Source organism: Pseudofrankia coriaricola, assembly GCF_032027725.1.
GTDB lineage: Bacteria > Actinomycetota > Actinomycetes > Frankiales > Frankiaceae > Pseudofrankia.
The window spans coordinates 163,730-174,943 of sequence record NZ_JASNFO010000039.1; the positions used below are offsets into that span (position 1 = coordinate 163,730).

At 69.6% G+C, this 11,214-nt stretch carries 10 protein-coding genes; 6 read left to right on the forward strand and 4 right to left on the reverse strand.

Annotated features, from left to right (window positions below; all coding sequences use genetic code 11):
- Positions 1–160: 160 nt before the first annotated feature.
- The 3 genes from QOZ89_RS21490 (at position 161) to QOZ89_RS21500 (ending at position 3,489) form a co-directional block, all read left to right on the forward strand.
- The gene (locus QOZ89_RS21490; protein ID WP_071052003.1) at positions 161–1,183 is read left to right on the forward strand and encodes a zinc-binding dehydrogenase; all 1,023 of its coding nucleotides are present in this window, start codon (positions 161–163) and stop codon (positions 1,181–1,183) included.
- Positions 1,184–1,372: 189 nt separating this feature from the next.
- Positions 1,373–2,137, forward strand: a complete 765-nt coding sequence (locus QOZ89_RS21495; protein ID WP_312624800.1) for a carboxymuconolactone decarboxylase family protein — start codon at positions 1,373–1,375, stop codon at positions 2,135–2,137.
- Positions 2,138–2,607: 470 nt separating this feature from the next.
- The gene (locus QOZ89_RS21500; protein ID WP_071052001.1) at positions 2,608–3,489 is read left to right on the forward strand and encodes a bifunctional 5,10-methylenetetrahydrofolate dehydrogenase/5,10-methenyltetrahydrofolate cyclohydrolase; all 882 of its coding nucleotides are present in this window, start codon (positions 2,608–2,610) and stop codon (positions 3,487–3,489) included.
- Between the two features lie 148 nt (positions 3,490–3,637).
- On the opposite strand, the gene QOZ89_RS21505 is transcribed toward QOZ89_RS21500, so the two are convergent.
- A complete protein-coding gene (locus QOZ89_RS21505; RefSeq protein ID WP_312624802.1) occupies positions 3,638–4,084 on the reverse strand; it encodes an SDR family oxidoreductase in 447 nt (148 codons plus the stop codon).
- A gap of 426 nt (positions 4,085–4,510) precedes the next feature.
- On the opposite strand from QOZ89_RS21505, the gene QOZ89_RS21510 reads away from it, so the two are divergent.
- Genes QOZ89_RS21510 through QOZ89_RS21520 form a run of 3 tightly spaced genes read left to right on the forward strand, consistent with a single transcriptional unit; the run spans position 4,511 to position 5,870 of the window.
- Positions 4,511–4,813, forward strand: coding sequence for a hypothetical protein (locus QOZ89_RS21510; protein ID WP_312624804.1), 303 nt, complete (start codon positions 4,511–4,513; stop codon positions 4,811–4,813).
- A 20-nt stretch (positions 4,814–4,833) separates the two neighbouring features.
- A complete protein-coding gene (locus QOZ89_RS21515; RefSeq protein WP_312624806.1) occupies positions 4,834–5,346 on the forward strand; it encodes a hypothetical protein in 513 nt (170 codons plus the stop codon).
- Positions 5,343–5,870, forward strand: a complete 528-nt coding sequence (locus QOZ89_RS21520; RefSeq protein WP_312624808.1) for a GNAT family N-acetyltransferase — start codon at positions 5,343–5,345, stop codon at positions 5,868–5,870. The genes QOZ89_RS21515 and QOZ89_RS21520 overlap by 4 nt, the downstream gene beginning before the upstream one ends.
- Positions 5,871–6,013: 143 nt before the next feature.
- On the opposite strand, the gene QOZ89_RS21525 is transcribed toward QOZ89_RS21520, so the two are convergent.
- The 3 genes from QOZ89_RS21525 to QOZ89_RS21535 all read right to left on the reverse strand — a co-directional run bounded on the left by QOZ89_RS21525 (position 6,014) and on the right by QOZ89_RS21535 (position 10,645).
- Positions 6,014–8,395 carry a tetratricopeptide repeat protein gene (locus QOZ89_RS21525; protein ID WP_312624809.1) on the reverse strand — a complete coding sequence of 794 codons (2,382 nt, stop codon included), beginning with the start codon at positions 8,393–8,395 and terminating at the stop codon, positions 6,014–6,016.
- On the reverse strand, positions 8,392–8,718 hold the full coding sequence (locus tag QOZ89_RS21530; protein WP_312624811.1) for a hypothetical protein: 327 nt from the start codon (positions 8,716–8,718) through the stop codon (positions 8,392–8,394). Before QOZ89_RS21530 ends, QOZ89_RS21525 begins: the two co-directional genes overlap by 4 nt.
- Before the next feature lie 310 nt (positions 8,719–9,028).
- Entirely contained in the window at positions 9,029–10,645 is a 1,617-nt protein-coding gene (locus QOZ89_RS21535) for a tetratricopeptide repeat protein (protein WP_312624813.1), read from the reverse strand.
- Between the last annotated feature and the right edge of the window lie 569 nt (positions 10,646–11,214).

An 11,214-nucleotide genomic window follows, 5' to 3' on the forward strand; every position in this document is an offset into this window, starting at 1 on the left:
CACGCACGCTGTGGCTCGGCCGGAGCGCACGCGCCCGGACGCACCCGCGCGCGAGCCGTGTGGTCGCGGGTGAAGACCCGGCGCGGCCCCGGCACGCCCGTTCACTGCTTCTTGGTCTCTCGATCACAAAGGACAACCACACATCGTGCGAGCGACATTCATGTACGGAGCCGGTGACGTCCGCGTCGAGGACGTCACCGACGCGAAGCTGCACGAGTCGACGGATGCCGTCGTGCGGGTGGTACTGGCCTGCGTGTGCGGCTCTGACCTGCATCCGTATCACTCCATGCCTCCCGCCGACGAGGGCGTCCCGATGGGGCATGAGTTCCTCGGCGTGGTGGAGGAGGTCGGCTCGGAGGTGGCCGGCCTGGCGCCCGGTGACTTCGTCGTGTCCCCGTTCGCGTTCTCCGACAACACCTGCGCGTTCTGCCACGAGGGGTTCCACACTGCCTGCGTGCACGGCGGCTGGTACGGCGCCCGTGGGATCGGCGGCGCGCAGGCCGAGGCGGTGCGGGTCCCGCAGGCCGCGGGAACGCTCGTGAAGATCCCGAGCGACGTCGACGAGGCGCTGTGGCCCTCGCTGCTGACCCTGTCGGACGTGTACCTCACCGGTTACCACGCCGCGCACATGGGCAGGGTGGCTCCGGGCAGGACCGTCACCGTCATCGGCGACGGCGCGGTCGGCCTGTCCGCGGTCCTCGCCTCGAAGCGGCTCGGAGCCGAGCGGATCATCCTCATGGGCCGGCACACCGACCGCACCGACCTGGGACGCGAGTTCGGAGCCACCGACGTCGTCGCCGAACGAGGCGAAGAGGGCATCGCGAAGGTCCTGGAACTCACCGGCGGCGAGGGCAGCCACATCGTGCTCGAAGCCGTCGGACACATGCCCGCCTACGAGCAGGCGTACGGCATCGTGCGGCCCGGCGGCACCATCTCCCGGGTCGGCGTGCCCCAGTACGAGCAGGCACCGGTCGGGTTCGGGTCGCTGTTCGGCAAGAACGCCACCCTCACCGGCGGACCCGCCCCCGTACGGGCATACATCGAGCAGGCCCTGCCCGACGTGCTCGAAGGCCGGATCGAGCCCGGCAAGGTCTTCGACCGCACCGTCGACCTCGACCACGTCGCCGACGCCTACCAGGCCATGGACTCCCGGCAGGCCCTGAAGGTCGTCGTCCGTCCCTGACCCGGCGGCCCCTGACCCGGCGGCCCCTGACCCGGCGGCCCCTGACCCGGCGGCCCCTGACCCGGCGGCCCCTGACCCGGCGGCCCCTGACCCGGCGGCCCCTGACCCGGCGGCCCCTGACCCGGCGGTCCCAGACCCGGCGGCGCAGGTCGCCCCATCGCTTCAGCCCGGATGAGAAGGAGGCCGACGATGGCACCCACCGACCAGGCCCGCCGCAACCATGACGCGCTGTTTCCCGGTCACGTGTCCACGCTGGCGGTGACCGACCCCGAGCTCATCGAGTACTTCGACGACTTCGCCTTCGACGAGGTCCTCGCCGAGAGCCGTCTCGATGTCCGCACCCGGCTCATGGTCCAGCTCGCGGCGATGATCGCCTGCCAGGCCCTGGCCGAGTACCGGGTCATGCTCGGCGCGGCGCTCACCGCCGGCGTGAGCCCCGTCCAGGTCAAGGAGATCGTCTACCAGGCCGTGCCCTACGTCGGGATGGCGAAGGTGTTCGGCTTCCTGCACGCCACCAACGACGTCCTGACCGAACGCGGCGTCAGGCTACCACTGCCTGGCCAGTCCACCACGACCTCGGAAAGCCGCGCCGCGCGTGGACTGGCGGTGCAGAAGCAGATCATCGGCAACGGTGCCGTGGACGCTCTGTACGCGGGTGCACCCGCGGACGAGCAGCCCATCCAGCGGTTCTTGTCAGCCAACTGCTTCGGTGACCACTACACCCGCACCGGCCTCGACATTCCCACCCGTGAGCTGCTCACCTTCGCCATGCTCGTCGCCCTCGGGGGCTGCGACCCGCAGGTCAAAGGCCACGTCGCGGCGAACCTGCACGTCGGCAACGACCGGGCCCGCCTGCTCGACGTCCTCACCCAGCTCATCCCCTACATCGGCTATCCCCGCACCCTCAACGGGGTGCGTGCCCTGGACGAGGTTGCCGCCGGCCCGCGGCGGTGACACACCCCTGGATCAGCGCGGAGGACGCGATGACACAACGCACCTGGCTCGTCACCGGCGTGAGCAGCCGGCGACCTCCGCCACGAGTACCGGAGCGCTGTCCTCAGGTACCGCGTGCGGTACCGGGTGGGCAGGTGGGTGACGGCGGAGGCCGGCTGAGTAGCTGCCAGGCTGGTCCTGACGACCGCCGCGGAGCAGAGGCGCCGACGCGGAGCGCCTGGCGCCCGCCCGCGCCGTAGCCTGGCACTGCGACCACCGCGTCCTCCGCGACGGCGGCTCGACCGTCGTGCCGCGACATCATCGTGCCGCGACACCGGAGGCCGTGACATCGGAGGCCGTGACATCGAAGACCGTGACACCCAAGGTCGTGACACCGCGGGCCGTGACACCGAATCGGGCGTCGGGCGCGCGAGGCTTTCGCATCGGCGCGCGTCCAGCGCCAGGACCGACTCCCAGGAGACCGAGACCGTATGACCGCGCAGATCCTTGACGGCAGGGCCCAGTCGGCGGCGATCCTTGATCGCGTCGAGCGGGAGGTGGCCGAGTTCGTCGCCGCCCACGGCCGCGTCCCGGTGCTGGCGACGGTGCTCGTCGGCGACGATCCGGCCTCCCGCACCTATGTCCGGATGAAGGCGAACCGCTGCGCCAAGGTCGGCATGCAGTCGCGCCGCCTCGAGCTGGACGCGTCGATCTCGACGGAGACCCTGATCGAGGCGATCCGGGAGCTGTCCACCGACCCGGAGGTCGACGGCATCCTGCTGCAGCACCCGGTGCCCGACCAGATCGACGAGCGGGCCGCCTTCGAGGCGATCGCCCCGTCGAAGGACGTCGACGGCGTCACGAGGACGTCGTTCGCGATGATGGCGTTCGACGAGGGCGGCTTCCGGTCGGCCACGCCGGGCGGGATCATGGCGTTGATCGACGCCTACGACATTCCGCTGGCCGGTAAGCATGCCGTCGTAATCGGGCGCAGCCCCATCCTCGGCAAGCCGGTCGGCATGCTCCTGCTCGCGCGCAACGCCACCGTCACCTACTGCCACTCCCGCACCGCGGACCTGGCCGGCCACGTCGCCCGCGCCGACGTCGTCGTCGCCGCCGTCGGCCGTCCGGCCCTGATCAAGGGTGACTGGATCAAGCCCGGCGCCGTGGTCGTCGACGCCGGCTACGCCGACAACCAGGGCGATGTCGAGTACGAACCGGCTGCCGAGCGCGCCTCCTACATCACCCCGGTTCCCGGTGGCGTCGGCCCCATGACCATCGCCGTCCTCATCGACCAGACCATGCAGGCCGCCCGCGCCCGCGAGTCCGCCCGCGCCGGCGACCTCACCCCCGCCGGCACCCCGGAGAAGTAGGCGGGCCCACGTCGCGGCGGACGCATCCGCCGTTGTGATCATCCGAATCGGGACTGGATCCGGATCCGTGCTGGTGCCGCCGGCGCCCGCCGCGGCCAGCGGCGCCCGCGGCTCGCGGCGCTGGCGGGCCACGACGTTGGCGGCCTGGTCAGAGGTGCCTGGGGCGGTTGACGAAACGGCCTTCCCTGGGTGAGTAGAACCAGCCGCCGCCGGCCTTCGTGCCGCCGTCGACGGGGATGTTGTGGCCGGTGACGAACGACGAGAGGTCGCTGGCGAGGAAGAGCGCGACGCGGGCCTGGTCCTCTGGCCAGCCGAGCCGGCCGACGGGCGCCCACGAGCCCCACAGGTCGTCGTGGTCCTCGTAGCCCGTGAGGTAGTCGACCTGCGGCGTCTGGGTCAGGTCGGGACCGATCCCGTTGACCCGAATGCCGTGGCGGCCCATGGTCACCGCGAGGCTGGTCGTGAAATGAGCGGCGCCGGCCTTCATGGCGCCGTACACCTGCCGGGACGATCGATGTCCCGGCAGGAACTCGCCGACCTCGTCAACGCCGCTGTCTTTCATGCCACCGGAGAAGCCAGCCCGCTCGACGCGCATTACATCGGCAAGCTCGAACGCGGCGCGGTCCGCTGGCCCCGCGCCACCTACCGGGGCGCGCTCCGAAACATCCTGCGTGCAGACACGGACGCGGCACTCGGCTTCCGTCCCCGACCCACTGCGGCGACCCGTCGTGGAACAGACCTCATTCCCCACGGAGCCGCCGAACCCCCAGCGCTACCTGCAGCGCTCACCGCCGCGTAACCTCACCCGCAGGCCGTGCAGGTCGAGTCGGCATCGACCTACAGTGAGACCATCCGAGAGGAGGAGCCGACGGACCGACGCGACTTCCTCGGACTGACCGCGCTGTCACTGACAGCAGCGGAAATCCTGTGCCGGACCCCAGACGGGTAAGACGCCCTCACCATCGCCGACCTAGAGTCGGACGCCGACACGATCGCGACGAGCTACGGCTCTGCCCCCCACATGGAACTCATGCCTCACGTCGCCGACCGCTGGCGCAAGGTCGAGGCGATCCGCCACGGTGGTGTCTCGCCGCAGAAACGCCCACGGGTAAACCTGCTTGCTGGTCAGTACGCTTACTTCCTTGGACGGTTGGCGTTCAACGCATACGACTTTCAGGCCGCCCGCCGGTTCGCGGAACTCGCCGGCGCCTACGCCGAAGACGCCCGCGAACCGGTTCTTCTTCTGTCAGTTGCTGCGTTGCATTCAGCATCGCCTATCACACCCACCGTTACCACGCGGCGGTCGCAGCTCTCAGGACGGTAGACTCCGTACACCACCCCTACATGAACGCGCGGATCGCCGCCTACCTTGCCCGCGCCTACGCCAAGCAAGGCGATCACGACAACGCTCTCGCCGCGATGGATCGCATGGAAGCCAGCGCTTGCAGCATGGCGCCGGTACCCGGAGAGACGCCCGTCGGCCCCGCCGCTGTCGCTATGTTCAGATCCTCCATCAGTCTCATGATCGGCCGCGCCGACCTTGCCCGCGAATGGGCACCATTGGCGGTCGCGGGCTACCAGTCAGATGGAGGGGACTTCACGACGGAGGAGGCCCAGCATGCAGACGTGACGACGGCGCTCCTCCTCCTGACCCATCGCGCTCCCGAGCCCGAGGAAGCGGCCAGGATCGCGCTTCGCCTCGTCACTGCCGCTCCCGGCTCCGTCACGCACACGGTGGCCGCCAGGCTTCGTCAGTGCATAGAGACTTTCTCCCCAGCGCACCGACGCCTTCCCGACGTCGCCGCTCTCATCACGGAGTACCGCGCACTCCCAGCAGCCAGCAGCCAGGGACGATGACCATACCCACGCTCACCACACCAAGGCTCATCCTCCGGCCTATCCACAACCGTGATGTTGCTGGATACGCCACCATCTGGGCTGACCCCGAGTTCACCCGCCACGTCGGCGGCCGGTCCGACCACGACAGCATCTGGCACGCCATGGCAGGCAACATCGGATGCTGGGCACTAACCGGCGTCGGCCCCTGGTCCGTCGTCGAACGCGCCACGGGAGACCTGGTCGGCCGCTCCGGGCTCTGGGACGAACCTGGATGGCCAGGCGTCGAAGCAGTCTGGTTCATCGGCCGCCCCTGGTGGGGACGCGGCTACGCCACCGAAGCCGCCACCGCAGCAATCACCTGGGTTTTCGCCCAACGTCCCGACCTCCGACAGATCGTCTCCACGATCCTCCCGAGCAACGACCGGTCCATACAGGTCGCCGAGCGCCTAGGGATGTCGCTTCTACGTGTCGAGCATCTACACGGCGCGGACCACCACGTTTATGCCATCGAGCGGGCTACCTGGACCGAGGCCCACCCTTAGCCTGGTTGTCGAAGCGACCGCAGGGGCACGCCGAGCGTTGCCCGAACCTGCCATTTCGGATTCAAGGCTATGGATGAACGCGAACATCGGCGGACGGACGCGGGGGAATTTACGAGGCAGCGGTCATTGTCGATCAATGTGTTTCATGAACTTTCGTTACCGGACAGTCCCGCCTCGCTCTGCCAGTAGGCCAGGTCGCTCTGTGTGATCAAAGTGTGGGGGTGGTCGGGGCCGAGCAATCGTAGTCGGTCGGTCAGCAGTTCGTCGAACGCTTCGGCGGCGCCGGCCGCATTCCCTGCCTCACCCCGCCACCGGGCCAGGTTACTCCGGGCGGTCAGGGTTTCGGGGTGGTCGGGGCCGAGTATTCGTAGTCGGTCGGTCAGTAGTTTCTCGAACGCTTCAAACGCCTCGGCCGCGCCGGCTGCATTCCCTGCCTCACCCCGCCACCGAGTCAGGTAGCTCCGGGTGGTCAGGGTGTCGGGGTGGTCGGGGCCTAGCACCTCCACACAGTCGGGCAGCAGTTCCTCAAACGCTTCGACCGCGCCGACCGCATCTCCCGCTTCACCCCGCCAATAGGCTAGATGGCCCCGGTTGACGAGGATGTCGGGGTGCTTGGGATCGAGCAACCGTAGCCGGTCGGTCAGCAATTTCTTGAATGCTTTGGCCGCGCCGACTGCATCCCCAGCCATCCCCCGCCACCGCGCCAGGTCGCTCCGGGTAGCCAGGGTGCCGGAATGGTAGGGGCCGAGCACAAACAGGAGGTCGGGTAGGAGCGCCTTGAGCGCGGTGGCTGCGCCGGCTGCATTCCCTGCCTCTCCCTGCCAATTGGCCAGGTAGCCCCGGGTGGTCAGCGTGCCGGGGTGGCTCGGGCCGAGCACCCGCAGGAAGTCGGCCAGAAGCGCCTCGAACGACGTGGCTGCGCCGGCTGCATCCCCAGTCATCCCCTGCCACCGCGCGAGGTTTCCCCGTGCAATCAGACTGGAGGAGTGGTCCGAGCCAGAGCGATGGGCGGCGATGTCGGCCAGGCGACGGTACTGGTCGGTGGCCGCGGTAACGAGGCCGACGTTGCCAAGGCTGGTGGCGGCGCGGAACAGCACCGAGTGGCCCTCGGCCTGCCACAGGGCGTCGGGGGCTGTGGCGTGGAGGGCGTCGGTGTTGGCGCGTAGCACCTGGGCAAGCACCGTATCGCCATCCAGCGTGGGCCACACGGCGAGCAGCGCGTCAGCCGCAGCCTTGGCCAGGGCTTCCTGACCGTCGGGCTGGGCTTCCCGGGCAGCGCGGGCGGTCAGGGCGTGGATGCGTACGGCACGGGCGCCGTCGGTGGGGGTGTGGGTCAGAAGGCCGTAGCGGTCCAGCAGCCGCAGGGCCTTGCGGGCCTGGCCTGCCGTGATGGGCTGGCCAGCGCCGTCGGTGCGGTGAGCGGCCAGGTAGTCGGTGATCGCGGTGGTGGTCCAGAGTGTGTCGGGATGGCCGGCGGGGTCGTAGACGGCGGCCAGTGCCAGGGCGGGGCGCGCGAGCCCGGCAGGCTCGGCGGTGTTGGCGGCCTCGAGCGTTAGAAGGAGAGCGACCGCCACAGGTCGGCCATAGGCGTCGGGGTCGGCGCCGGGAGGCATCAACTCCGCGAGCCGTTCGTCGCTGGTCGTGTAGCGCGCCAGGTAGGTCGCGCACCCCTCTTCCTGGTTGAGCATGTACGCGGTGGCGTGGGACAGCGCCAGCGGCAGCTGGCCCAATGCGGTGGCTAGGTCGGCGGCTGTCGCGTCGAGCAGGTGGGGCCGGCCGGCATCGGTGAGCCGGCCGGTCAGATAGGCCACCGATTCGTCCGGGGTATAGACGTCGACGTCGACCCGCTGGCGTCCGGAGCTTGCAAGGGTGGCGTCGCGGAGGCGGGTCGTGGCCAGGGTCCATCCGCCGGGACAGTGGGGCGGCCAAAGGCCGGCCAGATGGGCCGGGTCGGTGATGTCGTCGAGGACGACCAGCCAGGTGCGGTCGGTTGTATGCAGCCACTCCAGCAAAGCTGCGGCGTCCGCGGTCGCATCCGCGCCGGTAGCGCCGGGGGCGCCAACCCGCGCCGCGGCCCGAGCATAGGTGGTGACGACCTGGTCACCGCTGGCAGCGTTTACCCACACCACCAGGTCCGTGCCGTGTCCGGCGGCCTGGTGGGCGAACCACGCCGCCAGCTGCGACTTCCCGATACCTCCCCCACCCGCCAACACCCGCGTGCCCAGAACCGCGCTGCCCTCTCCGGATTCGCCTTGGGCCAGAACCACATCCGCCCCGCCATGACGCGCAGTCACGATCTGATCCCGAAGCCCTTGGCGGGGTTGAAACGCCGACGCCAACGCCGGCGGCTGCCCCACCACTACCGGCCACACCGGCGCAGGAACTGCTTGCGGATGGTGATGAACGGTGACGTCGCCCATAACGCCGGTGTTGGCGACAGCACCGTTGTCGGCCGAGGCGTTCCCAGACTCTGTGACCGACGCCACGTCGGGCGTCGTCGAGCGGGGTGAAGTCTTGCCGGTCACGGCCGGCGCTGGCGCTGGATACCGGTGTTGGCCACCGAACCCGACCCGTCTGCGACCGCGTCCCCCGACCGTGCGACCTGTACCGGCCGATCGTCGTCGAGGGCTTGGAACCCGGTGTTGGCCCGCCCGCCGCTCGTGGCATTGGCCTTGCCGGTGTCTTCGATCCGGTCCGGCTCAGGCACCGATGCGCCTCCTGGGGCGGGCAGCAGATACGGCGCCCCCAACGCGACCAGCGCCACGACCGCACCGACGCCGCTGGCCACCTTGTCTGCCTCATCGAGCCCGACCACAGCGAAGTAGACCACCAACGACGCGACGATCACACCGAAGACGACCTGCCCGGCCCACACCCACCGCCGACTCCGACGAGGCACACCGACCACCCCCACCGCAGAGATCAAACCCTGGTGATCAGCCCAGTCTACGAACACCGATCTACACCAAGCGACACCACCACCGCCTACAAGCCAGAACAGCCGCAGACGGCCGGCAAGTATCACGTGAGATCGATATGTAAAGCATCTCCTGGGATCGGACAACCCGAACGAAGATCGCGTCGCAGAAAAACTGTACGGGTTTCAAAGATTCGCTAGGCAAGTCCTTTCAAGATCGGCCAGCGGCGCGGCGCCCTGCCTACTTCGCAGTTCGGCGCTTGATGTCTTTGGCCAACGTCCGGGCCGCCTCGTAGTCGCCGAGCCCGTTCAGCGCGACGACGAGGTGGCCGGCGGTGGTGAGAGTGTTGGCGTGGTCGGGGCCGAGGGTACGGCGCCGTCGATCGAGGGTGTCTTCGGCCAGCGCCCGGGCCACCCGGTACTCGCCGAGCACGTTCAGCTCAGAGACGAGGTTGCTGGCGGTGGTGAGAGTGTTGGCGTGGTCGGGGCCGAGGGTGCGGCGCTGTCGATCGAGGGTATCTTCGGCCAGCGCCCGGGCCACCTCGTAGTCGCCGAGCCCCTTCAATGCGGCGACGAGGTAGCCGGCGTTGTTGAGGGTGTTGGCGTGGTCGGGGCCGAGGGTACGGCGCTGTCGATCGAGGGTGTCTTCGGCCAGCGCCCGGGCCACCCGGTACTCGCCGAGCCCGTGCAGCGCGGCGACGAGGTGGCTGGCGGTGTTGAGAGTTTTGGCGTGGTCGGGGCCGAGGGTACGGCGCCGTCGATCGAGGGTGTCTTCGGCCAGCGCCCGGGCCACCCGGTACTCACCGAGCACGTGCAGCGCGGCGACGAGGTTGCTGGCGGTGGTGAGGGTGTCGGCGTGGTCGGGGCCGAGGGTGCGGCGCCGTCGATCGAGGGTGTCTTCGGCCAGCGCCCGGGCCACCCGGTACTCACCGAGCCCGTGCAGCGCGACGACGAGGTCGTTGGCGGTGTTGAGAGTGTTGGCGTGGTCGGGGCCGAGGGTGCGGCGCTGTCGATCGAGGGTGTCTTCGGCCAGCGCCCGGGCCACCCGGTACTCACCGAGTTCGTCCAGCGTGTCGACGAGGTGGCCGGCGGTGGTGAGGGTGCTGGCGTGGTCGGGGCCGAGGGTACGGCGCCATCGATCGACGGTGTCTTCGGCCAGCGCCCGAGCCACCTTGTAGTCGCCGAGCCCCTTCAGCGCGACGACGAGGTCGTTGGCGGTGATCAGCGTGTCAGCGTGGTCCGGGCCGAGGGTGCGACGCCGCTCAGCGAGTAGTGCCTCAAGGGTCTGCTGCTCGTCTTCGTCGGCTGGAGCGTCGGCGGGTCCCGGTCCGTCCGTCGGAAAGGCCGGTTCGTTGGTCGGTGCGTTCAGCCGGCGGACGGGGAAGCCGGGTGGCGCGGTGGGTTTCGCCCGTCCGGTGAGTGCGTGGCGCACGTGGTTGAGAAGGTGCCGGTTCGCCTGGTCGGGATCGTGGTCGAACAGGTCGATCGAGACGATCGCGCCGAGCAGTCCCGGCCGTGGGCAGTCCTCGACCCGCACGGGCAGGAGCTTGCGGGCGAAGCCGTGCGGGTCTTCCGCGTGGGCGGCCTGCCACTCGGTCTGGCCGTAGACTGAGGACAGATAGGCAGCGGACAGCACGGCGACGGTGCGTTGGGCACGTTGCATGCCCTGCTCCATCTGGATCTGCCAGTTCGTCCCGGCGACGAAGTCCCATGCCTGGACTAGGACGCGGTAGCCGGCCGCTTCGAGCTGCCAGGAGATCCACTCCGCCCACGCGTGGTCCGCCTTGGTGTACGAGACGAAGAAGTCCCAGCCCTCAGACCCACTACCAGCGGCATCACCGCCGCCCCCGCCGATCACCCGCCCAGTGTCCCACTCGCTCCTGATGGCCAGGCGTCGACATCTCGGGCGCATCGTCGCGACGGTGTGAAAAGCCTCAGCAGTAGCGCCCGCAACCCGCGCGGGTGGAAACCCCGGTGGCTCCGCCCCCGGACCCCTGGCCAGCTTCCAAAGGGGAGGGAGGAGTGCGGACAGTCCGCGTGTCCCCTCCGGAGGTCCGGCGCCCGAGGGCTACCGCCGGAACCCCGACCATGCAAGACCCGCACCTCTGGCGATTGGCGAGGGCATCGACGGCGGGTCTTGCACGGCCGAGAACCCGACGGTAGGGCAGAGCCCGCCGGCCCTCCGAAGGGAACACGCTCGCCGCAGCCTGTGAGGGACAGGCCCTCGACCCAAGGACTCCGGGCCGGGACGCGACGGCGGCCGGCAGCCCCCGAGAAACGAGGGCCACCAGCCGCCATGGCGCTAGTCCTGTGTTTCGCACATCGGATTCTGGTGCCCCTACCCGCCCCGGTGATCACGTTTTTCGATCATGGAGGCTGGGTGGGGTCGACTCCGAGGAGGTCGAGCAGGTGGCGTTGCAACGTCCC

What these genes read in the sequence shown, in the direction of transcription:
- QOZ89_RS21490 (WP_071052003.1), top strand. Translation starts at nt 161, where the DNA reads ATGTACGGAGCCGGTGACGTCCGCGTCGAGGACGTCACCGACGCGAAG.
- QOZ89_RS21495 (WP_312624800.1), top strand. Translation starts at nt 1,373, where the DNA reads ATGGCACCCACCGACCAGGCCCGCCGCAACCATGACGCGCTGTTTCCC.
- QOZ89_RS21500 (WP_071052001.1), top strand. Translation starts at nt 2,608, where the DNA reads ATGACCGCGCAGATCCTTGACGGCAGGGCCCAGTCGGCGGCGATCCTT.
- QOZ89_RS21505 (WP_312624802.1), bottom strand. Translation starts at nt 4,084, where the DNA reads ATGCGCGTCGAGCGGGCTGGCTTCTCCGGTGGCATGAAAGACAGCGGC.
- QOZ89_RS21510 (WP_312624804.1), top strand. Translation starts at nt 4,511, where the DNA reads ATGGAACTCATGCCTCACGTCGCCGACCGCTGGCGCAAGGTCGAGGCG.
- QOZ89_RS21515 (WP_312624806.1), top strand. Translation starts at nt 4,834, where the DNA reads ATGAACGCGCGGATCGCCGCCTACCTTGCCCGCGCCTACGCCAAGCAA.
- QOZ89_RS21520 (WP_312624808.1), top strand. Translation starts at nt 5,343, where the DNA reads ATGACCATACCCACGCTCACCACACCAAGGCTCATCCTCCGGCCTATC.